Source organism: Paenirhizobium selenitireducens ATCC BAA-1503 (assembly GCF_000518785.1).
GTDB classification, from domain to species: domain Bacteria; phylum Pseudomonadota; class Alphaproteobacteria; order Rhizobiales; family Rhizobiaceae; genus Allorhizobium; species Allorhizobium selenitireducens.
This window is the reverse complement of record NZ_JAEG01000007.1, coordinates 334237-353638: the sequence shown is the minus strand read 5'-3', so window position 1 is coordinate 353638 and position 19402 is coordinate 334237. Positions and strand designations below refer to the sequence as shown.

The 19402-nt window shown below is 64.4% G+C and carries 27 protein-coding genes; 12 read left to right on the top strand and 15 right to left on the bottom strand.

Translation table 11 applies throughout. The annotated features are described in order from the left end of the window. Positions 1 to 455 precede the first annotated feature (455 nt). The 3 genes from L867_RS0111585 (at position 456) to L867_RS0111575 (ending at position 2328) form a co-directional block, all read left to right on the top strand. Positions 456 to 680 carry a cold-shock protein gene (locus L867_RS0111585; protein WP_084638528.1) on the top strand — a complete coding sequence of 75 codons (225 nt, stop codon included), beginning with the start codon at positions 456 to 458 and terminating at the stop codon, positions 678 to 680. A gap of 230 nt (positions 681 to 910) precedes the next feature. Continuing rightward, positions 911 to 1966, top strand: coding sequence for a fatty acid desaturase (locus L867_RS0111580; protein ID WP_051438938.1), 1056 nt, complete (start codon positions 911 to 913; stop codon positions 1964 to 1966). 74 nt (positions 1967 to 2040) lie between these two features. Further along, a complete protein-coding gene (locus L867_RS0111575; RefSeq protein WP_028737036.1) occupies positions 2041 to 2328 on the top strand; it encodes a hypothetical protein in 288 nt (95 codons plus the stop codon). 409 nt (positions 2329 to 2737) lie between these two features. Here the strand turns inward: L867_RS0111575 and L867_RS0111570 are convergent, their stop codons facing one another. Together L867_RS0111570 and L867_RS0111565 are read right to left on the bottom strand one after the other, a co-directional pair. Further along, positions 2738 to 3784 carry an NAD(P)-dependent alcohol dehydrogenase gene (locus L867_RS0111570; RefSeq protein ID WP_028737035.1) on the bottom strand — a complete coding sequence of 349 codons (1047 nt, stop codon included), beginning with the start codon at positions 3782 to 3784 and terminating at the stop codon, positions 2738 to 2740. A 70-nt stretch (positions 3785 to 3854) separates the two neighbouring features. Further along, positions 3855 to 4253 carry a (R)-mandelonitrile lyase gene (locus L867_RS0111565; protein ID WP_028737034.1) on the bottom strand — a complete coding sequence of 133 codons (399 nt, stop codon included), beginning with the start codon at positions 4251 to 4253 and terminating at the stop codon, positions 3855 to 3857. Positions 4254 to 4376: 123 nt separating this feature from the next. Here L867_RS0111565 and L867_RS0111560 point away from each other — a divergent pair, with 123 nt between their 5' ends. Then, positions 4377 to 5279: a LysR family transcriptional regulator gene (locus tag L867_RS0111560; protein ID WP_028737033.1), complete on the top strand. Its 903-nt coding sequence runs from the start codon at positions 4377 to 4379 to the stop codon at positions 5277 to 5279. Here L867_RS0111560 and L867_RS0111555 read toward each other — a convergent pair. Then, positions 5261 to 5521 (bottom strand): hypothetical protein, encoded by a 261-nt coding sequence (locus L867_RS0111555; RefSeq protein WP_146086598.1) that lies wholly within the window; start codon positions 5519 to 5521, stop codon positions 5261 to 5263. The genes L867_RS0111560 and L867_RS0111555 overlap by 19 nt on opposite strands. A 373-nt stretch (positions 5522 to 5894) precedes the next feature. On the opposite strand from L867_RS0111555, the gene L867_RS0111545 reads away from it, so the two are divergent. From L867_RS0111545 to L867_RS25105, 5 genes are all read left to right on the top strand, one after another. Continuing rightward, positions 5895 to 6104 (top strand): cold-shock protein, encoded by a 210-nt coding sequence (locus tag L867_RS0111545; protein WP_028737030.1) that lies wholly within the window; start codon positions 5895 to 5897, stop codon positions 6102 to 6104. 140 nt (positions 6105 to 6244) lie between these two features. Next, positions 6245 to 6529: a hypothetical protein gene (locus L867_RS0111540; RefSeq protein ID WP_028737029.1), complete on the top strand. Its 285-nt coding sequence runs from the start codon at positions 6245 to 6247 to the stop codon at positions 6527 to 6529. Positions 6530 to 6584: 55 nt separating this feature from the next. Further along, on the top strand, positions 6585 to 6824 hold the full coding sequence (rpsU, locus tag L867_RS0111535; RefSeq protein ID WP_028737028.1) for a 30S ribosomal protein S21: 240 nt from the start codon (positions 6585 to 6587) through the stop codon (positions 6822 to 6824). Positions 6825 to 6896: 72 nt separating this feature from the next. Continuing rightward, on the top strand, positions 6897 to 7130 hold the full coding sequence (locus L867_RS0111530; protein WP_028737027.1) for a hypothetical protein: 234 nt from the start codon (positions 6897 to 6899) through the stop codon (positions 7128 to 7130). 192 nt (positions 7131 to 7322) lie between these two features. Continuing rightward, positions 7323 to 8003, top strand: coding sequence for a phosphatase PAP2 family protein (locus L867_RS25105; RefSeq protein WP_051438937.1), 681 nt, complete (start codon positions 7323 to 7325; stop codon positions 8001 to 8003). Between the two features lie 40 nt (positions 8004 to 8043). Here L867_RS25105 and L867_RS0111520 read toward each other — a convergent pair whose 3' ends face one another. The 5 genes from L867_RS0111520 to L867_RS0111500 all read right to left on the bottom strand — a co-directional run bounded on the left by L867_RS0111520 (position 8044) and on the right by L867_RS0111500 (position 11435). Further along, positions 8044 to 8535, bottom strand: a complete 492-nt coding sequence (locus L867_RS0111520) for a hypothetical protein (protein WP_028737026.1) — start codon at positions 8533 to 8535, stop codon at positions 8044 to 8046. Positions 8536 to 8719: 184 nt separating this feature from the next. Next, positions 8720 to 9496 carry a VOC family protein gene (locus L867_RS0111515; protein WP_028737025.1) on the bottom strand — a complete coding sequence of 259 codons (777 nt, stop codon included), beginning with the start codon at positions 9494 to 9496 and terminating at the stop codon, positions 8720 to 8722. A gap of 99 nt (positions 9497 to 9595) precedes the next feature. After that, on the bottom strand, positions 9596 to 10069 hold the full coding sequence (locus L867_RS0111510; RefSeq protein ID WP_210163636.1) for a VOC family protein: 474 nt from the start codon (positions 10067 to 10069) through the stop codon (positions 9596 to 9598). A gap of 120 nt (positions 10070 to 10189) precedes the next feature. After that, positions 10190 to 10678 (bottom strand): DUF1579 domain-containing protein, encoded by a 489-nt coding sequence (locus L867_RS0111505; RefSeq protein ID WP_028737023.1) that lies wholly within the window; start codon positions 10676 to 10678, stop codon positions 10190 to 10192. Positions 10679 to 10706: 28 nt separating this feature from the next. Beyond that, entirely contained in the window at positions 10707 to 11435 is a 729-nt protein-coding gene (locus tag L867_RS0111500) for a DUF899 domain-containing protein (protein WP_028737022.1), read from the bottom strand. A gap of 62 nt (positions 11436 to 11497) precedes the next feature. On the opposite strand from L867_RS0111500, the gene L867_RS0111495 reads away from it, so the two are divergent. Next, a complete protein-coding gene (locus L867_RS0111495; protein ID WP_028737021.1) occupies positions 11498 to 11947 on the top strand; it encodes a MarR family winged helix-turn-helix transcriptional regulator in 450 nt (149 codons plus the stop codon). A 274-nt stretch (positions 11948 to 12221) separates the two neighbouring features. On the opposite strand, the gene L867_RS0111490 is transcribed toward L867_RS0111495, so the two are convergent. The 3 genes from L867_RS0111490 to L867_RS0111480 form a co-directional block, all read right to left on the bottom strand. Continuing rightward, positions 12222 to 12983 (bottom strand): RES family NAD+ phosphorylase, encoded by a 762-nt coding sequence (locus tag L867_RS0111490; RefSeq protein WP_028737020.1) that lies wholly within the window; start codon positions 12981 to 12983, stop codon positions 12222 to 12224. Next, positions 12943 to 13329 carry an MbcA/ParS/Xre antitoxin family protein gene (locus L867_RS0111485; RefSeq protein WP_028737019.1) on the bottom strand — a complete coding sequence of 129 codons (387 nt, stop codon included), beginning with the start codon at positions 13327 to 13329 and terminating at the stop codon, positions 12943 to 12945. Before L867_RS0111485 ends, L867_RS0111490 begins: the two co-directional genes overlap by 41 nt. Positions 13330 to 13737: 408 nt before the next feature. Continuing rightward, complete coding sequence (locus L867_RS0111480) at positions 13738 to 14160, bottom strand: organic hydroperoxide resistance protein (RefSeq protein WP_028737018.1); 423 nt, start codon at positions 14158 to 14160, stop codon at positions 13738 to 13740. Positions 14161 to 14304: 144 nt separating this feature from the next. Here L867_RS0111480 and L867_RS0111475 point away from each other — a divergent pair, with 144 nt between their 5' ends. After that, the gene (locus L867_RS0111475) at positions 14305 to 14754 is read left to right on the top strand and encodes a MarR family winged helix-turn-helix transcriptional regulator (protein WP_037173145.1); all 450 of its coding nucleotides are present in this window, start codon (positions 14305 to 14307) and stop codon (positions 14752 to 14754) included. Between the two features lie 157 nt (positions 14755 to 14911). Here L867_RS0111475 and L867_RS0111470 read toward each other — a convergent pair whose 3' ends face one another. From L867_RS0111470 to L867_RS0111460, 3 genes are all read right to left on the bottom strand, one after another. After that, complete coding sequence (locus tag L867_RS0111470) at positions 14912 to 15637, bottom strand: L,D-transpeptidase (protein WP_028737016.1); 726 nt, start codon at positions 15635 to 15637, stop codon at positions 14912 to 14914. Between the two features lie 183 nt (positions 15638 to 15820). Further along, entirely contained in the window at positions 15821 to 16654 is an 834-nt protein-coding gene (locus tag L867_RS0111465; protein ID WP_084638527.1) for a L,D-transpeptidase, read from the bottom strand. Positions 16655 to 16756: 102 nt separating this feature from the next. Then, positions 16757 to 18310, bottom strand: coding sequence for an MDR family MFS transporter (locus tag L867_RS0111460; RefSeq protein ID WP_037173143.1), 1554 nt, complete (start codon positions 18308 to 18310; stop codon positions 16757 to 16759). 123 nt (positions 18311 to 18433) lie between these two features. Here L867_RS0111460 and L867_RS25100 point away from each other — a divergent pair, with 123 nt between their 5' ends. Next, positions 18434 to 18979 carry a MarR family winged helix-turn-helix transcriptional regulator gene (locus L867_RS25100; RefSeq protein WP_051438936.1) on the top strand — a complete coding sequence of 182 codons (546 nt, stop codon included), beginning with the start codon at positions 18434 to 18436 and terminating at the stop codon, positions 18977 to 18979. Between the two features lie 179 nt (positions 18980 to 19158). Here L867_RS25100 and L867_RS0111450 read toward each other — a convergent pair whose 3' ends face one another. After that, on the bottom strand, positions 19159 to 19365 hold the full coding sequence (locus L867_RS0111450; protein ID WP_037173140.1) for a hypothetical protein: 207 nt from the start codon (positions 19363 to 19365) through the stop codon (positions 19159 to 19161). Positions 19366 to 19402: the final 37 nt, after the last annotated feature.

Sequence of the window (19402 nt, the reverse complement as noted above, 5' to 3'; positions counted from 1 at the left end):
CCTACCCCGACCGGGGCCGAGCCGCGTGTCTCGACCCGTCCTTCGGACCCCCGTAAACGGGGAGAGGGGATGGCCGCGGCGGCGCCACTCGTCCCTTCTCCCCGTTCACGGGGAGAAGGTGCCGGCAGGCGGATGAGGGGCCGGCGGCCAACGGCACATGACTATCAGCCTGCGTCCTCTTTGCATCCTCAATCGCCGAAGAGACGCGCCCCCTGTCCGGTACGCCAGCGGCAAAACCTCGCCGTAGAAGTGCTCTGCGGACAAATACAACCAAAAGAAGAACACAAAAGGAACACAAACAAAAAGTTGACGCCGGACAGCCGGGCGTGTATCAAGGCTCATCGATACTTTGTTTGCCGATATTTGTTTATGGCGCCTCGCGCCTCTGGACGAACTTCCCCCTCTCAAAAGTCGAAACAACCGTCGGGCGTCGTTCGGCGGAACACAATGTTGCTATGAAAGGGTTCGTCATGACCACCGGCACAGTAAAATGGTTCAATTCCACCAAGGGCTTCGGCTTCATTCAGCCTGACAACGGCGGCGCGGACGTCTTCGTCCACATCTCGGCCGTAGAGCGCGCCGGCATGCGCGACCTCGTCGAAGGCCAGAAGATCTCCTTCGAGCTGGAACGCGACAACAAGTCGGGCAAGATGTCCGCCGGCCAGCTGCAGGCCGCTTGAAGCTTCAGCTAGCCGCGACCACGGATGTACTGGCGTGGCAGGCTTAAAGAAGTTGAGAAGGCCAGGCGGATGTCTGGCCTTTTTGCGTTTGCAGGACCTTGAACGCTAGGGATGCAAACGAAACAAAGCGCACTACAGGATTGTATATCTCGAGCTCGCGCAATGATGCGCACGGCGGCGGGTCAAGCCAAGCGACGGCTTGCCGCGCCGACAGAAACGGATCGGACTTCATGAACGCCGCTATCAACATCCACGCACCTGATGCACCTGCTGCACCCACCGACGACAATGTCGGAGCGTGGTTGAAGATCCTGGCGCGCTACCGCCAGCCGCGTCTGGCGCGCAGCGTCTTCGAACTGATCGTCACGCTCGTGCCGTTCGCCCTGTTCTGGGCCATCGCCTATGTGTCGCTCATCAACGGCGTGTGGATCGGCCTCCTCGCCATCCTTCCGGCCGGCGCCTTCCTGCTGCGGCTGTTCATGATCCAGCACGATTGCGGCCACGGCTCGTTCTTCGCCCGCCGCCGGCTCGACGACTGGACCGGCCGCCTGATCGGCGTGCTGACGCTCACCCCTTACGATTACTGGCGCCAGGCCCATGCCGCCCACCACGCCACCGCCGGCAATCTCGACGAACGCGGCGTCGGCGACATCACCACGCTGACGCTTGAGGAGTATCGTGCGCTTTCGCCGCGCGGCCGGCTCGGCTACCGCCTCTATCGCCACCCGGTGGTGATGTTCGTCATCGGCCCGGCCTATCTCTTCCTGTTCAAGCAGCGCCTGCCCTTCGGCATGATGAAGGACGGCGCGCTGCCGTGGATCTCCACCATGGGCACCAATCTCGGCATTCTCGTCTTTTCGGCGCTGATGATCTGGGCCGTGGGCCTCGTTCCCTTCCTCGTCATCCACCTGCCGGTCGTGCTGATCGCCGGCGCCACCGGCATCTGGCTGTTCTACGTCCAGCACCAGTTCGAGGAGACGCACTGGTCGAAGGGCGATGACTGGAAGTTCCCGCAGGCCGCCCTGCACGGCGCCTCGCATTACGACCTGCCGCTGGCACTGCGCTGGATGACCGGCAATATCGGCATCCACCATGTGCATCACCTGGCCAGCCGCATTCCCTATTACCGCCTGCCGGAGGTTCTGCGCGACTATCCGGAGCTCGCCGGCATCGGTCGCATCACCCTGTGGCAGAGCCTGTCCTGCGTGAAGCTCGCCCTGTGGGACGAGAAGAGCGGCAAGCTCCTCTCCTTCCGAGAAGCCGAACACGCCGGCGCCACCGCCTGATTTTGCTGCCGTGGCCGGCACCAGGCCGGCCGCCGCGCCACCCCGACACGACCCTACCTTTTCAAGGAACGACCATGCACGAACTTACCCCCACCCAGATCCGCGGCCTGAAGCTTGCCAAGGACGGTGACCTCTTTCCCGCCGAGGGCAAGAAGTGGACGCATCTCAACGCCGAGATCACCTATGCGCGCAGCGACCGCTTCAAGGAACGCCCGCAGAAGATCAAGTTCCTGAAGACCGCGACGCTTAACGAACTGCGCGACTTCGGCCTCCTGCAGACCCTCAACCCCGACGTCGACGTCGAGGAATCCGCCCATGGCATCACCATGGCCGGCAAGATGTGGCTGCTGCGTAACAAGTAAGCGGGCGGAGGGCCCTTTTCGGAGAGCCTTGAAGGCCAACGTCCCGTCGGCAGCGGCCCAATCAGCCTGTTGCCCCTCATCCGCCTGCCGGCACCTTCTCCCCGCAGGCGGGGAGAAGGGACAAGCGGCACCGCCGTGGCCATTCCCTCTCCCCGCCTGCGGGGAGAGGGCTAGGGTGAGGGGCAAGGGCGCCTCGGCGAGGCGAAGCCATATGATATCGGCGCACGCCGCCCCCATCGCCTCACTGCGTTCGGCACTTGTCCCCGCTGGGGAAAGAGGGCGTGATCCGCCGGGGCTCCCCCTCACCCCGCCTCCGCTTCGCTCGGCGGACCTCTCCCCGCTGGGGCGAGGAGGCCGGACACGTCGCAGCGCGCGTCCTCCTCCCCGTCGGGAAGAAGAGGGAATTCCCTCAGAGCGTCGCGCTGTCGATGACGAAGCGATATTTGACGTCGCTCTTCAGCATCCGGGCATAGGCCCCTTCAATCTCCGCTGCCGCGATCATCTCGATGTCGGCGACGATGCCGTGTTCGGCACAGAAATCCATCATCTCCTGGGTCTCGGCAATGCCGCCGATCGTCGAACCGGCGATCGAGCGGCGCTTCATGATCAGCGGGAAGACGGCCGGCGACGGATGCGGATGTTCGGGCGCACCGACCAGCGTCAGCGTGCCGTCGCGCTTCAGCAGATTGACGAAGGCATCCAGATTGTGGCTGGCGGCAACCGTGTCGACGATCAGGTCGAACGAGTTGGCATGGGCCTTCATCTCGTCGGCATTGCGCGACACGACGACCTCGTGGGCGCCGAGATCAAGGGCGGCCTGGCGCTTGTTCTCCGAGGTGGTGAAGGCCACGACATGGGCGCCGAGCGCGCGGGCGAGTTTCACGCCCATATGACCGAGACCGCCGATGCCGACAATGCCAACCTTCTTGCCCGGTCCTGCCTTCCAGTGGCGAAGCGGCGACCACAGCGTGATGCCGGCGCAGAGCAGCGGCGCCACGGCGGCGAGCTTTTCGGCCGGATGGCGGACCTTGACGACGAACTTGTCCTTGACCGTGATCGACTGCGAATAGCCGCCGAGCGTGTGGCCCGGCTTGTCCGGGGTCCTACTGTTGTAGGTGAGGGAGGGGCCGTGCTCGCAATATTGTTCCAGACCGTCGTCGCAGGCGTAGCAACTCTGGCAGCTGTCGACCATGCAGCCAACGCCGACCGTATCGCCGACGGCAAAGCCGGTGACGGCCGAGCCGACGGCGCTGACATGGCCGACGATTTCATGGCCGGGCACGCAGGGGTACTGCGTGCCGGCCCATTCCGAGCGCACGGTGTGCAGGTCGGAATGGCAGACGCCGCAATAGGCGATGGCGATCTGCACGTCGTTCGGCCCCACGTCGCGGCGGGGGATTTCCATCGGTTCAAGCGATTTGTCGGCGGCATAGGCGCCGAAGGCCTTGGTCAGCATGGCAGTCTCCAATGATGTTGAGGGGATGAAAGACCCCGGAAGTCCGGGGCGAAGCCGGCCGCGGGGAGGATCAGCGGCCGGAATACTGGTCGTCGGTGACCTGTTCGAGCCAGTCGACGGTCTTGCCGTCGAGGGCTTCGTGGACAGCGATATGGGTCATGGCGACGGTCGCCGATGCGCCGTGCCAGTGTTTTTCGCCCGGCGCGAACCAGATCACGTCGCCGGGGCGGATCTCCTCGACCGGGCCGCCGTCGCGCTGGACAAGGCCGAGGCCCGCCGTGACGATCAGGGTCTGGCCGAGCGGATGGGTGTGCCACGCGGTGCGGGCGCCGGGTTCGAAGGTGACGGCGGCGCCGGCCGCACGGGCCGGAGACGGCGCCTGGAACAGCGGGTCGATGCGCACGGTGCCGGTAAACCAGTCCGACGGTCCCTTGCCGGAGGGCCGCGATCCAACTCTCTTGATGTCCATGATGTGCTCCTGCGGGCCGTGTGATCGCAGACGTGCGACCACACCCACCTAACAACTATAGCCGACGAGATTTATTTCAATTAGACCATATAAAAAGATTGTACTTATACCGAGGATTAATGAATGCGGCGCGAGGACCTAGGCGACCTGATGGCTTTCCAGAGCGTGGCGGAGGAACGCAGCTTCACCCGGGCGGCGGCACGGCTCGGCACGTCGCAATCCTCGCTCAGCCTGATCGTGCGCCGCCTCGAGGAGCGGCTCGGCGTGCGCCTCCTGACCCGCACGACCCGCAGCCTAGCGCCGACCGAGGCCGGGGAACGCCTGTTGGCGACGCTCGCCCCCGCCTTCGGCAGTATCGAACAGGAGCTGGAGGCGCTTGGCCAGTATCGCGAAAGGCCGGCCGGGAACTTCAGGATCACCGCCACCCAGCATGCGATCGACACCGTTCTGTGGCCAGCGCTGTCGAAGGTACTCCGGCGCTATCCCGACATCAAGGTCGAGCTGTTCTCCGACCTGGCGCTGACCGACATCGTCGCGGAGCGCTTCGACGCCGGCGTGCGCTTCGGCGAACAGGTGGAGAAGGACATGATAGCGGTGCGGATTGCCCCGGATGCCCGCCTCGTCGTGGTCGGCGCACCGGCGTATCTGGCGGACCGCCCGACGCCGCTGACCCCGCGCGACCTGACCCAGCACGACTGTATCAACACCCGCCTGCCGACCTATGGCGGCTTCTATGCCTGGGAGTTCGAGAAGGACGGCCAGGAAATCCGCGTGCGGGTCGAGGGTCAACTGGTGTTCAACGATGTCGGGCAGGTGCTTTCGGCGGCGCTGGACGGCTATGGCCTGGCCTTCCTGTTCGAGGACATGGTGCGGGACCATCTGGCGGACGGCCGGCTGGTTCAACTGCTCGACGACTGGACGCCGCCCTTTACCGGCTACCACCTCTACTACCCGAGCCGGCGCCACGCCTCGCCCGCCTTTTCGCTGCTGGTGGAAGCGCTGCGGTATCAGAGACCCGGCCCCTGACCCCGCCGCCGCTGGCGCCACGCCTGGAAGAAGGTCAGCGCCACGCCGAGGGCGAAGCCCGGAAGGGCGGCAAGCACGCCGATCGAGACGGCACCCATTTCGCAGCCTCCCGAATCGCCCGGCGTGCCGCAACTCGGATCGAACAGATGGGCAAGCGCCAGCACCAGAAGCGTCGTTATGATCGGCAGGCAGATCAGCCCGACCAGTCCATAGATCAATGCCCTCACCACCGTCCAAACCATTGCGCCCTCCCCGGCCACGCCCGTCGTCATCAGCAAGAGAATCATATGCCATTGCGGCGCGCCTGGGAAATCGCCACGGCGGGATGGCACTGGCGGCAGGCCGGATGGCTTGCGAAAGAATTCCTCCGCAGGGTCGGCATTTCCCTTGCCAAAGCCCGGTATTCGGGCGATTCTGCCATGCGCGCAGAAATCGAAATGCCGAAGAATCTTCATTCCTTCATTGCAATCTGTGGCAAATAGCCTATATTGCGAGCATCGAAGATTGCTAGTGTGTTTGTCTACGCGCCTTGGCGCACCGTCAGATTTCCTCTCAACGTCGATCAAGCCGGACGAATATCTCACCGGCGAACCAAACGATTGAAAGGATATCGTTATGAATACTGGCACCGTAAAGTGGTTCAACAGCACCAAGGGCTTCGGCTTCATTCAGCCTGACGAAGGCTCGACCGACGTATTCGTTCACATCTCCGCCGTTGAACGGTCGGGCATGCGCGAACTCGTCGAAGGCCAGAAGGTTTCCTACGACATCGTGCGCGACAAGAAGTCGGGCAAGAACTCGGCAGACAACCTCCGGGCTGCGTAATTGTCATTCGCCACGGCTGACCACGGATGTACCGGCAGTCAAGGCTTTGAGTGACAGGAAGAGGTCGGGGTAACGCCCGGCCTTTTTGATTTGTCCCAGGTTCTCGTGTTCCGCGGGACAGGTCAAGAAAGGACCTTATCATGCGCAAATCGTATCCCCGCGTGGGCGATCGGGTCCTGCTTCGGGACGGCATTTCCGGCACCAGCCGGGACAGGCTGGCCTGTCGCATCGTTACGGTTTTGCCCGCCGAACATGGCGAGCCGGAATACCGCGTCCGTTTCGACGCGGAGAATTTCGAACGCCGCGTCACCCTGTCCGACATCGACGGCATTGAAACGTCGTCGGGAACAGTGGAGAAGCAGCAGCAGGCGACGGTCAAGGCCGAACCCTGGCTGAAGCCCTCCTCGATCCGCGTCGGGCGCTAGTCTTTCAACCCTCAACCACTAAACGGCGCTCGGGCGCCGATGGAAAGGAAATCCCTTGCAGGTTCTCGTTCGAGACAACAATGTCGACCAGGCACTCCGGGTACTGAAGAAGAAGATGCAGCGCGAAGGTCTCTTCCGCGAAATGAAGGCCCGCAGCGCCTTCGAAAAGCCTTCTGAAAAGCGCGTTCGCGAAAAGGCAGAAGCCGTTCGCCGCCTGCGCAAGCTGGCCCGCAAGAAGATGCAGCGCGAAGGCCTGCTCCCGATGCCGAAGAAGGCTGCTGTCCGCACCCGCTAATGGCCTCACCCGCGGCCTGCGCCCGGTATCGGGCGCAAGCCGTCCTCCGTCCCCTTTCGGAAGGCTGATCCCATGACCGCGACCAAAGACAAATTCTTCAAGCCCGGCAAAGTCGACGCTCGCGACAAGGCAGCGACGACGGACCACACAGCCCGCGCCATCATCGCGGCGGAATCGACTGCGCGTGACAAGAAGACCGAAAAGCTGAAGGCGCTGCGCATGTTGCGCGAAGCCGAGGCCAGCCCGGACGTTGCGGCAAAGCCTGCCAAGCGGGCGACCAAGAAGGTCGCGTCGAAGGCCGACTGACGGCTCGACGACCGGCGTAGCGTTCGACCGCAGCATCATTTTCCCCACATTGCCAAACGGCCTTGAGATCTGACCGAGCCTGCGCAGGCGTTGCGCACGCGGCCGGCTGCGGTCTACAAGACCAGCCAGACGCCATCCGGCTCGTTCGGGTGTGCGGTTTTTCGGCGCGCTGGAAACGGAAAAGCACGACAGATGATCTGGAACAAAGGCGGCGGCTCAATTTCCTCCTATGCCGGCGGTGCAGCACTTGCCGCACTCCTTGGCGGCTTCGGCCTGATCGCCGACGAGGTGAGCGAGGGCGAGACGATGAAGATCGATCAGGCCGTGCTTCTGGCGCTGCGCACGCCCGGCGACCCGAGCGACCCGATTGGTCCCGCCTGGGTGGAGGAAGCCGCCCGCGACATCACGGCACTCGGCAGCTTCTCGGTGCTCTTCATCCTGATCACCGTCGTCGTCATCCACCTCTTCCTCATCGGGCGGATTCGGACGGGATGGTTTCTCACGGTGTCGGTGATCGGCGGCACGCTCTTGAGCAGCGGGCTCAAATCCCTGTTCGACCGGCCCCGCCCCGATCTCACCGGCGTCGCGCGCGTCTTCACCACCAGCTTCCCGAGCGGTCATGCGACGGTTTCGGCGGTCGTCTACCTGACGCTCGGCGCGTTGCTTTCGGAAATGGCTGAGAGCCGCGGCCAGAAGATCCTCTATCTCGGATCGGCGGCGCTGCTCACCGTCATGGTGGGGCTCAGCCGGATCTATCTCGGCGTCCACTATCCGACCGACGTGCTCGCCGGCTGGTCGATCGGCGCCGGCTGGGCGCTCGCCTGCGCGATGCTCGCGCATCTCTACCGGCAACGCATCGCCAGCAAAGCGTAGCAGGCGGCCGCGGCCGGGGGCCGGCGACCGCCCGGGCCTGTTACTTCACCGGCTTGATCGACGCGATGATGCCGACGAAGTCGTTGAGGTGCTTTTCCTGGTCGCCCTTCGATCCCCAATAGGTCATCAGCAGGAGCTTGCCGGGCCTGGGGGACAGCATGGTCACGCCGACCGAAACCGGGCCGTCCTCGTCTTCGCCTTCCCATTCGATGGTCGAGACATCCATGCCGTTCAACTTGTTGTCGGCCTCGCTCTGCGTTGCCGGGTCGACCTTCACGCCGTTCTCCTCGAGAAAGGCGAAGATGTCCTCGATGATCTTGTCGGTGGTCTTTTCGTCCGCGACTTCGATCGACAGATAGACGGCATCGTCGCCGGAGACGGCTTCGACGCCATGGTCGATCTCGGTCGGGTTCCAGCTGTCGGGAATGGTGACGCTGGCGACCGGGGCGTCGGCAGGCAACTGTATGTCGGCCGCGAGTGCTGCGACCGGCAGGGCGAAGGCGAGGAAGGCGGCGATAAGGGTCGATTTCATGAACATATCCGTGGTTGAACCAGAGCTATCCCGGGGCACGACAAAGGGTTTCGTCGCATCCGGCTCCAGCGCCATAACAGGATTTGGTTGAAAATCGGGTAAGGGCGATATGGATTTCGCCCGATCCGACCAGGATTGGACCGGGCGAAACAAGATCACGGCGAAACCGACGCGGCGCGGATCGTCAGCGCTTCGACGCGGTGAGCGCGAAATAGGCGCCCTGCGGGTCCTCGCATTGCAGGATGAAGCTGCCGCCGGGCACGGCCTCGGGCCCGAAAATGACCTTGCCGCCAGCCTGTTTCACGCGCTCGGCCGCCGCGTCGATGGCCTCGACCGTGATGTAATAGCCCCAGAAGGGTGCGGTCACCATGGGCGGCTTGGTCATCATGCCGCCCAGCACCTTGCCGTCCTTGGCGAAGCACTGGTAGGTGCCCATCGCACCCATGTCGACGGCCATGTCCTTCTCCCAGCCGAACATCTGCTGATAGAAGGCGAAGGCCTCTTCACCATTGCCGGCCATCAGTTCGGTCCAGCCGAAGGTGCCCGGCGTGCCGGCGTCGGGTTCCGGCGGCATCGGGCCTTCCGGCATGATGACCTTGAGGAGGCTGATGACCGCGCCATGCGGATCGGCCACGACGGCGAAGCGTCCGACACCCGGAATGTCCTCCGGCCCGTGGTGGACCGTGCCGCCATTGTCGGCGAACTTCCTGGCCATGGCATCGACGTCATCGACGGCGACGTAGCCCGTCCAATGGGGCGGAATGCCCCTGGCCTTCATCTCCTCGGTGAGCTGCATCATGCCGGCGACGCCCATGTCGTAGCCGGGAACGCAGAGGATGGTGTAGTCGACGCCGGGCATACCGCTGTCCCTGGCCGTCCAGCCGACAACCTTGGTGTAGAATTCAGCGGCGGATGCCGCGTCGGTGGGCATCAGTTCGTACCAGATGAAGCTGCCTTGCATGGCCGTTCCTTTCTCTTCTGTTGCGCAATATGGGTCAGATCCATGCTGCAGAGCGACCAGCGTCGCTTGTGGACCGCTGCAACATGCGTCGGTCAAGCGTCAGCCCCGGGCCGCGGCCTCGAGCCCGGCAATGTCGAATTTCACCATCTTCAGCATGGCCTCGGTGACACGCTTTGCCCTGGCCGGATCCGGGTCCGACATCAGTTCGCCGAGCCTGGTCGGCGTGATCTGCCAGCAGAGGCCCCAGCGGTCCCTGAGCCAGCCGCACTGCTCGGTCGCGCCGCCCTCGCTCAGCGCATCCCACAGGCGATCGATCTCCGCCTGGCTGTCGCAGCCGACGATGATGGAGAAGCTGTGGTTGAACGGATCGAGCGGCCCGGCCTCGATGGCCATGTAGCGCTGGTCGCCAAGCGTGAAGCCGGCGAGCTTGACGCTGCCGGCCGGGCCGCTCGGCGTATCGGCGGGAATGGCGGAGACCCATTCGACCGCGGAGCCGGGGATCAGCGACGTATAGATGCGCACGGCTTCTTCCATGCCCTTCTCGAACCAGAGATGCTGGGAGACCTTCATCATGCGTTCCTCTTCTTGGTTCCTGGCGGCCGGACCCGCGGGGCATGCGTCAGTTGGGCAGGTCGGGCTTTGCGCGGACGGACGACCGCGCCCATGGCGCGGTGTCCGGCATTTTTCCCATACTCATGCCCGGCGCTGCATCTCGCTGGTCATGAACGTCTTGAACGTGCCGTCCGGCAGACGCACGCTGCCGGAGAAGGTGCGGCGGTCATCATCGATGAAGCTGATGACATCATGATAAACGTCGGTCTTCTGCGGATCCTCAAAGCTCGGGCCTTCCGCCTCCAAAGTCAGCGTCCTGCCGTCCGGCTCGATCCAGCCCTTGTAGGTCCACAACTTGTCCATCATCGAACCGATCCAGGTGCCGACATAGTGGCCGAGCCTGGGGTCGTAGCCGAGCGTCATGATCATCTGACCGGGAGTGCCGTCCGGCATGGCGCCCCTGCCCTCGGCGATGAACCAGAGGCCGCCGACAGAGCGGACCGTCTCGGTCCACACCTTCGCCGGATCGTTCGGATCGTAGTTTTCATGGCCGGTGCTTGAGGTGACGACCCAGTCGCCGACGAGCCTTTCGAGAAAGCGGTGTTCCTCGCGCGGCTTGGAAAACTCCATGATTTTTCCTCCTCGGTTCGGGTCGTCTTCAATGGCAGCAGGCCGCCGCCTTCGACCGGGTCTCGTACTCATCGTGGCGCTTGACGAAGTCCATGGTCGAGCCCTCGTTGCGGCCGAGGGGCGCGCAGTCGAGGATCATCATCGTGCCGAGCATTTCCTCGCCGCCGCGGGCATAGTTGGAATAGGTGTGGAAAACGGTCCCATCGGTATCGCGGTAGAAGGACGACAGGCCCGGCAGTTCGTCATGGGCCTGCTCCGGCGGGGTTTCGCGAAAATTGTAGGTGACCGGGCCGGCGGCGAGTTCCTCCCTGGTGAAGGAGACGTGGTAGTCGAAATTGAACTCGGAGCCGAAGGACGACACCCATGGGAAATGCCAGCCCATGCGGCGCTTGTAGGCCTCGATCTTGTCGAGCGGGGCGCGCGACACGCAGACGAACGAAACGTCGTGGTTGTTGAGATGGACGATGGCGCCGTCCAGATGATCGGCGAGGAAGGAGCAACCGGGGCAACCGGCCTCCCAGTCGGGTCCGAACATGAAATGGTAGATCACCAGCTGGCTGCGGCCGTCGAACAGCTCGGCCAGAGTCCTGGCGCCGGTGGGCGTGGTGAAGACGTAATCCTTGTCGACCTTGACCCAGGGCAGTGCCAGGCGCTCGGCATTGATCCGGTCGCGCATCCGGGTCATTTCCTTTTCCTTCGCGAGAAGCGCGCGGCGTGCTTCCAGCCATTCCTCGCGGGATACGACAGAATGTTCCATTCTTCCCTCCTCCAGGACCGGTTTCATCTTGACAAATAGGTTGGTATCAACATATTTGATGCATGTCAACCGAGCCTCTGATTCCTTATTCCACCACCATTCATGTGCGCGATACGTGCCTGTGCCTGCATGCCCAGCGGGCCGCGCGGGCGCTGGCGCGCCGATTCGACACGGCGCTGAAGGCGCTCGGGCTCACCAATGGCCAGTTCTCGCTGATGATGTCGCTCAACCGCCCGGAGCCGCCACCGATGGGGCCGGTGGCACAGCTGCTCGCCATGGACCGCACGACGCTGACGGCAGCGCTGAAGCCGCTTGAGCGGCGCGGCTGGGTGTCGATCGAGACCGACCCCAAGGACCGGCGCGGCAAGCGCCTGCGCCTGACCGCCGACGGCGCCGCCGTCCTCTCGGCCGCCATGCCGATCTGGCGCGAAACCCATGCCGCGGTCGAGGCCGAGCTTTCCTCGGGCGACGCGGAAGGATTGCGGCGGGATCTGCTGGAGATCGCACGATGATTTTGCCACCTCCCCCTCCCCTTTGAGGGGGGAGGTCGACGCGAAGCGGCGGGTGGGGGTGACTTCTTGCTCGCCAGGGAAACACCCCACCCCGGACCTTCGGTCCGACCCTCCCCCTCAAGGGGAGGGTGTTGCCCCCCTCGTCCGCCTGCCGGCACCTCTGCCAGCCCTTCGCTTGGGTTCAGGGCGCTCGTCATTCCTCACCCCCGGAAGCGGGGAGAGGGTCAGGGTGAGGGGCAGAGATCTGGTCACGGCCGCTAGTGTGAACTGCTCCTCAGCCGAACCTTCCGTTCAACCGCGCATCTCCGGCAAAATCGGCGATCGCGAAGCCAACAAGGCGGCGGGGGAAGTCGCAGAGGGCCTGGACGCCCGTCGAGGAGAGCCGGATGCGCCAGGTCTGGCGTTCGACGGGCTCGCGCGCGGCGAAGGCGTTTGCGGTCAGGAGCGCGATGTTCTTGGCCCCCTTCGGATCGCGGACCGAACGATAGAGGATGGCTTCGATCCCGCCCGCCCGCGCATTGTCGGCGAGCACCTGACAGGCGGAATAATCGACAGGATCGATCCAGGCCGGCTCGTCTCTCGCCAAAGGCGGCAGGGTGAGGTCGATGGCACGCGCGGTGGCGATCCGGGCGGAAAAGGCGGTGTAGTCGCTGGCATTGGCAGGCAGCGGCGTGGCGGGCGATTCGGCGTAGAACAGCAGGCGGTAGAAGGCCATTTCGGCGAGCGCCGTGTCGACGTGTTCCGCCGCGTAATAGACGCCGAGCGTGCGGCCGGCGCGGCGGAAGCGCGAGCCGTGCGGATAGACACCGCCATAGCGGAACGGGGTCGCCAGCAGATAGTCGAGCCCGGCGCATTCGGGCGGGAAGGCCGGTTTGGTCTCCTCCAGCAGGCTTTCGAGCAGGGTCTGCTCCTCGACGCTGTCGACCAGCTTCATGGTCGAGACCTGATGCTGCGCCTCGACCAGCCGCCAGAAGGCGCCGGCTGCGGCGGCAGCCTCAGACGAGAGCGCGGCGGGCGTCCAGATAGGAAAGGACATCGACGAGCCCCGAGACAGTTGCGATCTTGATGAGGGGGGCGCCGCCGAGGACTGTGTTCTCGGCCTTCAGCCAGGCGCGCGCGACGGCTTCGTCGCCGCCGGTGATGGCATCCAGCGAGCGGAACAGGCGGATGAAGAGCAGCGACAGCTCGAACGGCTTGGTGCCGCGTTCGAGACGGAAGTCCAGCCGCTTCATGCGCGAGATGCTGGCTTCCGACACGCCGATGACGGCCGCCAGCTGACGCGCCGACAGGCCCAGCCGATCGGCGGCGGCGATCACCGCCTTGGTGACGGTCGCGGCTTCCGAGACAGGCGGTTTTGCATAGTCGAGCGGTTGATGCAGCATGGCACTATCCTTTCCCTGGAAAGAATATAGTGCATTTTTGTCTGAGGGCAAAGATGGAAACGCGAACATCCTTGAATTACCGCTTGTGCCCACCAGGGAGAAGCGCCGAGGGTGAGCGAGGCGATGAGGGGGCAAGTGCCCCGAGCCCTCACGAGCTTCGCTCCCCCTCATCCGGCGCGACGCGCCACCTTCTCCCCGCTGGGGAGAAGCGGAACGGACACCGCTCGCCAAGCCAAGAAATGGCCCACCGCGGTTCAAATCTGATGGAGAGATAACTTTTTCCGGCAGTCAGAAGGCCGGCACGGGGCCGGCCTTCTGGCGGTGGATCGGTTTGGAAATGCTGGGAAGGCGATGAAGCCGGGCGGCAGGCCTACTGCCTACTGCCTACCGGCTACTGCCCCCTCCCCCTCAGGCAACCGAGACCGGAACTTCGGTCGAGGTGCGCATGGCGTGGCTGTAGGGGCAGACGATGTGGGCGGCGGCGACCAGCTTTTCGGCCAGTTCGCGCTCGATGCCGGGGAGTTCGGCGGTGATCGCCACTTCGATGCCGAAGCCGGTGCCGTCTTCGCGCGGGCCGATGCCGACGCGGGTGGTGACGGTCGTTTCTTCCGACAGCTTCACCTTTTCCTTGCCGGCGACGAATTTCAGCGCGCCGAGGAAGCAGGCGGAATAGCCGGCGGCGAACATCTGCTCGGGATTGGTGCCGGTGGCGCCGTCGCCGCCGAGTTCCTTCGGAACGGTCAGGGTCACGTCGAGGACGCCATTGTCGGAAACGGCGCGGCCGGCGCGGCCACCGGTTGCGGATGCCTGGGCGGTATAGAGGATTGCCATGGGGATGCTCCTTGTTTCGCGTTGATATGAATGCTATGTATTACACAATTCAATTGTGCGCAATATGTTTTTTGCGCATTGCCCCCGAGCCGAGAATTGGCGACAGTTCTCCCGGGGATTTCGAAAGGGGCTTCGTCGACCGACATGAATGATGCGGATCTGGAAAAGGAACTGACGCTCGACCGCCAGCTGTGCTTTGCGCTCTACGGCGCAGCGCACGCCTTCAATCGCGCCTACAAACCGTTGCTCGAACCGCTCGGCCTCACCTATCCGCAGTATCTGGTGATGATGGCGCTGTGGGAAGAGGACGGGCAGCAGGTCAAGGCGCTCGGCGAAAAGCTCGGGCTCGATTCGGGCACGCTGTCGCCACTGCTGAAAAGGCTGGAGCAGGCCGGCTATGTCGAGCGCCGGCGCGATACGGCCGACGAACGGCAGGTGTTCATCACGCTGACCGAGCCCGGCCGGGCGATGAAATCCCATGCCGTCAAGGTCATGCGGGCGATCGGCGAACAGACCGGCTGCACCATGGGCGAAATCGGCACGCTGCGCGACAGTCTCAACACGTTGAAAAAGCGATTGGGCGCGCTGGAATAGACGATATCAGCCCTGCCCTCTTCGACCCGTGGAGCAGCCTGCCGGGTACCGAACCGCAGCTGATTTGCCGGCGACGGCGACTGCGTCCTCCATCAAAGCAAATCGGCGCCCGCGGCCGAAGCCGGGGCGCCGAGAATTCAAAGCGCAGAGGGCAGGTTTACTGCCAGACCAGGATGCGCGCCTTGTTGGGCACGCGCTCGTAAAGGTCGATGATATCCTGGTTGAGCAGACGCACGCAGCCCGACGAGACGGCCTTGCCGATCGAATTCCATTCCGGCGAGCCGTGCAGGCGATAGAGCGTGTCCTCGCCGTTCTGGAAAATATAGAGGGCGCGCGCACCGAGCGGGTTTTCAAGCCCCGGCGGCATGCCGCCATTGTCGGCCGAATATTCGGCCAACTCCGGCTTGCGGGCGATCATCTCGTCCGGCGGGGTCCATTTCGGCCATTTCTGCCGCCACTGGATGACGCCGGTGCCCTGCCAGGCAAAGCCCTCGCGGCCGATGCCGACGCCGTAGCGCATGGCCGTGCCGCCCGATTCGACGAGATAGAGGAAACGCGACGGCGTATCGACGACGATGGTGCCCGGCGGCTGGCCGGTCGGATCGACCACGCGCTGGCGATAGAAACGCGGGGCGATCTTCTGGTAGGGCACGGCCGGAATGACATAGCCGCCATCATAGATCTCGCCATACATGGCATCCAGCTCGGCCGACCCGCCGGCCAGCGGCCGATCCGTGACGCTGCGACCGTCGCGATAGGTGATGGTGGTGGTCATGTCCCGGCCGACCGGACCGGTGGAGGCGCAACTGGCAAGCAGGCTTGCGGCGCCGACGCCGGAAAGGGAGAGAAAGGCGCGGCGCGAAAGGGGATCCGAAGAACGCATGGATAAAGAGGCTTCCTGTGAACGACAAGGCGGATGGAACGCAGCTAAAGACGCGAGCGTCAGCTTTGTTCCGATCATGACGCAATGCAGCAGGAAAGCGGCCGGGTTGCAACCGCTATTGCCGGTCAACTCTTCGAGAGGCCTTCGTTTTGCGGCCGCGCGTGGCGGGCGATCTACAGTCGCTCAGATGACCACGATCGGCGCCTTGGCGCCCACCCGGTCGTAGAGGTCGATGACGTCCTGGTTGAACATGCGCACGCAGCCGGACGAAGTCGCCCGACCCACCGACTGCCAGTCGGGCGTGCCGTGGACGCGATAGAGCGTGTCCTTGCCGTCCTGATAGATGTAGAGCGCGCGGGCGCCGAGCGGATTGTTGAGGCCGGCTTCGAGGCCGCCCTCTTCCGCCGAGATGGGACGCAGGTCGGGCTGGCGCGCCACCATCTCGTTCGACGGAGTCCAGTGCGGCCATTTCTGCTTCATCTGGATCGTGCCGCGGCCGGACCAGGAAAAGCCGTCGCGGCCGATGCCGACGCCGTAGCGGATCGCCTTGCCGCTGGCCTGCACGAGATAGAGATAACGCGCCTTGGTATCGACGACGATGGTGCCGGGGGCCTCGTTGGTCGAATAGTCGATTTCCTGGCGCAGATAGGAGCGGTCGACCCGGTCAAGCGGGATGGCCGGCAGGGTATGGCCGTCGTCACGGATCATGCCGTACATGACGCGGTGCAGCGGATTGCTGACCGGCAGGCCGTAGGTCTGATGGAACTGGGTGGTGTAGAGTTCGCGCTTCTGCGGCACCGGCTGCGGATCGGCGGGCTGGACGCGGGCCGGGTCGTAATAGACCGGCGCCACCTCGTCCTGAAAGACGTCGATATTCATGCGGCTGGTATCGGTGACGAACAGGCATCCGGACAGCACCGACAGCAGGGCCGTGCCGGAACCGAGGCCGACCAGGCGGCGCGCCCGCGCACCGGTGCCGGCCGAAAGGAACTGCTTGGAAAATCGCTTGGACAACATCGTTCACCGCTTCATGCCGAGATATTGCCGGCAGTCTGGCAAACGCGGCTGGCGCGAAGCTGTCCTGCAGCATTCGCGCCGGCCCGTTTCTATCCCTTCGCCTTACTTCCCCTTGCCCGCGACCGGCAGGCGCACGTTCTTCAGCATCAGCGCGGCGACAAGGCCGATCGCGACGATGCCGGAGGCCGTGAGGAAGAGCGGGAAGAAGGCGTTCGCATAGGCCTCGGCGACCGCGGCCCGGCTTGCCTCCGGCAGGGCGCCCAGCATTTGCGGGGTCAGTTTCTGGAAATCGTCGACGCCCGGGATCTGGTTGGTCAGATGCGACAGGCCGGAGCCGATGATCGCGCCGTAGATCGAGATGGCGATCGCCGCACCCGACATGCGGGCGAGCGTCACCGTGCCGGTGGCGGCACCGACATCGTCGCGCGAGGCCGCGTTCTGCACGCCGAGCACCGGTACCTGCTGGCCGATGCCGATGCCGATGCCGTGCAGCAGCATGACGGCGGCGATGACGGCGACCGGCGTTCCGGCATGCATCTGGCTGAAGATCGCCAGACTGACGATGCCGACGGCCGTGGAGGCAACCGAATAGGGCTTGTAGAGCCCGCTCTTCGAGATCCGCCGGCCGGCCCACAGCGAGCCCGCGGCAATGCCGCCGGTCATGGCGATGAACAGCAGGCCGGCAAAGGTCGGGGTCAGCCCCGTCGTGGTCTGCAGGAACAGCGCCACATAGTTGACCGAGCCGATGCCGATCGCGCCCGAGGCCAGCGAGACGACCAGCATGAGATTGATGGTCCGGTTGGAAAACAGCGACAGCGGCACGACCGGTTCGGCGACACGCCGCTCGACGGCGACCCAGCCGAGGGCGCAAACGAGACCAAAGGCGATCACGACGAGGCTCTGCGTGGCGACCAGCGAGCCGAAGATCTGGGCGCTGTCGGCCCACAGCACGACGCTGGCAACGGCGCCGGCCAGCAGGATCGCGCCGGCATAGTCGATCTTCGGACGGCGGTGCGGCTTGCGGTAGGGCAGCAGGACGGCCAGGCCGGCCAGCACCAGGATGCCGATCGGCAGATTGACCAGGAAGATCGAGCGCCAGCCGAACAGGTCGCTCAAGGTGCCGCCGAGCACAGGGCCGACGGCGCCCGAGGCCATCAGCGCCAGGCTGGCATAGCTCTGGTAGCGCGCCCGCTCGCGGGCCTCGAACAGGTCGGCATTGATCGAGAAGATCGACACCATGATGCCGCCGCCGCCGAGCGCCTGCAGCACGCGGGCGGCAATCAGCGTGTCCATGGAGATGGCCAGGCCGCAGACCAGCGAGCCGAGGGTAAAGATCGCCACCGCCGCCATGATCACGTATTTGCGGCCGAACAGGTCGCCGAGCTTGCCGTAGAGCGGCATGACGGCGCTCGAGGTGAGCAGATAGGCCGAGCCGATCCAGCCGAAGCGTTCGAGCTCGCCGAATTCGCCGACAATGGTCGGCAGCGCGGTCGAGACGATCTGGTTGTCGAGCGTCGCCATGAACAGCGCCGTCAGCAGCAGGACGAAGACGACGACGCGGCGACGGGGGTCGGCGACGAGCGAGACGAAGGGCGGCGCGGCAGGCGGAGCGGGAACGGCCGGCGCGGCCGTTTGCGAAGGCGATTTCATGTCCATGGCGGGGGTCCAAGTTTGAAGTTCGTCAATTTATGTGCGTTTAGCATGTATTTGTCAATCGCACTTACATGACGCTCGCATGAAATTTGTTGGAACGCCGTCGAACATCTGTTATCAAGGGCCATGACAGACGAAACGACACCACCCTCCCCGCCCGGCACCGGGCCTGCCGCCGACACCATTGCCAGCATCGGCAGCGCCATGGCGCGCATGCGGCTGATGATCGGCCGGCGCTTCATCGGCAATCTTGTGCTCAGCCGCGTCGGCGGCGGCATGGAGCTTTCGCATCTCGACGTGGTGGGCACGGTGCGGCGGCTTCAGGCGATGCAAGAGGCGACCGTCGGAGCGATTGCCGAGGAACTGCGGGTCGATCCCTCGCGATCGAGCCGGATCGTCGCCGATCTGGTGCGCCAGGGATTGCTGAAAAGGGAGGTTTCGCAGGAAGACGCGCGGCGCACCATCGTGGTGATCACGCCGGTCGGTCACGACCTGTTGAAAAAGGCGGACGAGGTGAAGCGGGACACGATCCGGGAGATCGTCGCGGATTGGCCGGCCGAGGACGTCGAGCGCTTCGCCGAACTCTACGACCGCTTCATTTCCGGATTCGACCGGCGCCGGCAGCAATTCGAGATGGAAACGCAGGACGCGACTGGTGACGCAGAAGGCTAAGGCCAGGTCGCCGCGAAGAAGAACAGACAGTATTGCCGACAGCCAAAAACGATCCGACCGGTCCCATCCGCTAGAAGGACGGGACCGGTCGTGCCGTGCGCGCATGCAGCCACGATCCACCAGCGCCAGTCCGCCCCAGGGGACGCCGGCAGGCGCAGCGCGCGTTCAGACGCCTGCCATCAGGCCGGCGTCGAAGTGGACTTCATCGCATTGTACATCTTGCGGCCGAGGATGGCCGAGATCGGCAGGGCGACGACGCAGCCCGCTGCAAACGCACCGGCAATCTGCCACCGTTCCATCATGTTCATGGCGAGCACGGCCGTCACTGCCCCGCCGGCCAGTACCGTTGCGACGAGAATATAAAGCACTGCAGAAAGACGAAGCATCAAGCCCTCCATCGATTTACTTTCTAAGGGAAATATT

Bases quoted from the DNA above. Each gene is read 5' to 3' on its own strand.
- L867_RS0111585 (WP_084638528.1), top strand. From the start codon at position 456: ATGAAAGGGTTCGTCATGACCACCGGCACAGTAAAATGGTTCAATTCC.
- L867_RS0111580 (WP_051438938.1), top strand. From the start codon at position 911: ATGAACGCCGCTATCAACATCCACGCACCTGATGCACCTGCTGCACCC.
- L867_RS0111575 (WP_028737036.1), top strand. From the start codon at position 2,041: ATGCACGAACTTACCCCCACCCAGATCCGCGGCCTGAAGCTTGCCAAG.
- L867_RS0111570 (WP_028737035.1), bottom strand. From the start codon at position 3,784: ATGCTGACCAAGGCCTTCGGCGCCTATGCCGCCGACAAATCGCTTGAA.
- L867_RS0111565 (WP_028737034.1), bottom strand. From the start codon at position 4,253: ATGGACATCAAGAGAGTTGGATCGCGGCCCTCCGGCAAGGGACCGTCG.
- L867_RS0111560 (WP_028737033.1), top strand. From the start codon at position 4,377: ATGCGGCGCGAGGACCTAGGCGACCTGATGGCTTTCCAGAGCGTGGCG.
- L867_RS0111555 (WP_146086598.1), bottom strand. From the start codon at position 5,521: ATGGTTTGGACGGTGGTGAGGGCATTGATCTATGGACTGGTCGGGCTG.
- L867_RS0111545 (WP_028737030.1), top strand. From the start codon at position 5,895: ATGAATACTGGCACCGTAAAGTGGTTCAACAGCACCAAGGGCTTCGGC.
- L867_RS0111540 (WP_028737029.1), top strand. From the start codon at position 6,245: ATGCGCAAATCGTATCCCCGCGTGGGCGATCGGGTCCTGCTTCGGGAC.
- L867_RS0111530 (WP_028737027.1), top strand. From the start codon at position 6,897: ATGACCGCGACCAAAGACAAATTCTTCAAGCCCGGCAAAGTCGACGCT.
- L867_RS25105 (WP_051438937.1), top strand. From the start codon at position 7,323: ATGATCTGGAACAAAGGCGGCGGCTCAATTTCCTCCTATGCCGGCGGT.
- L867_RS0111520 (WP_028737026.1), bottom strand. From the start codon at position 8,535: ATGAAATCGACCCTTATCGCCGCCTTCCTCGCCTTCGCCCTGCCGGTC.
- L867_RS0111515 (WP_028737025.1), bottom strand. From the start codon at position 9,496: ATGCAAGGCAGCTTCATCTGGTACGAACTGATGCCCACCGACGCGGCA.
- L867_RS0111510 (WP_210163636.1), bottom strand. From the start codon at position 10,069: ATGATGAAGGTCTCCCAGCATCTCTGGTTCGAGAAGGGCATGGAAGAA.
- L867_RS0111505 (WP_028737023.1), bottom strand. From the start codon at position 10,678: ATGGAGTTTTCCAAGCCGCGCGAGGAACACCGCTTTCTCGAAAGGCTC.
- L867_RS0111500 (WP_028737022.1), bottom strand. From the start codon at position 11,435: ATGGAACATTCTGTCGTATCCCGCGAGGAATGGCTGGAAGCACGCCGC.
- L867_RS0111495 (WP_028737021.1), top strand. From the start codon at position 11,498: ATGTCAACCGAGCCTCTGATTCCTTATTCCACCACCATTCATGTGCGC.
- L867_RS0111490 (WP_028737020.1), bottom strand. From the start codon at position 12,983: ATGTCCTTTCCTATCTGGACGCCCGCCGCGCTCTCGTCTGAGGCTGCC.
- L867_RS0111485 (WP_028737019.1), bottom strand. From the start codon at position 13,329: ATGCTGCATCAACCGCTCGACTATGCAAAACCGCCTGTCTCGGAAGCC.
- L867_RS0111480 (WP_028737018.1), bottom strand. From the start codon at position 14,160: ATGGCAATCCTCTATACCGCCCAGGCATCCGCAACCGGTGGCCGCGCC.
- L867_RS0111475 (WP_037173145.1), top strand. From the start codon at position 14,305: ATGAATGATGCGGATCTGGAAAAGGAACTGACGCTCGACCGCCAGCTG.
- L867_RS0111470 (WP_028737016.1), bottom strand. From the start codon at position 15,637: ATGCGTTCTTCGGATCCCCTTTCGCGCCGCGCCTTTCTCTCCCTTTCC.
- L867_RS0111465 (WP_084638527.1), bottom strand. From the start codon at position 16,654: ATGTTGTCCAAGCGATTTTCCAAGCAGTTCCTTTCGGCCGGCACCGGT.
- L867_RS0111460 (WP_037173143.1), bottom strand. From the start codon at position 18,310: ATGGACATGAAATCGCCTTCGCAAACGGCCGCGCCGGCCGTTCCCGCT.
- L867_RS25100 (WP_051438936.1), top strand. From the start codon at position 18,434: ATGACAGACGAAACGACACCACCCTCCCCGCCCGGCACCGGGCCTGCC.
- L867_RS0111450 (WP_037173140.1), bottom strand. From the start codon at position 19,365: ATGCTTCGTCTTTCTGCAGTGCTTTATATTCTCGTCGCAACGGTACTG.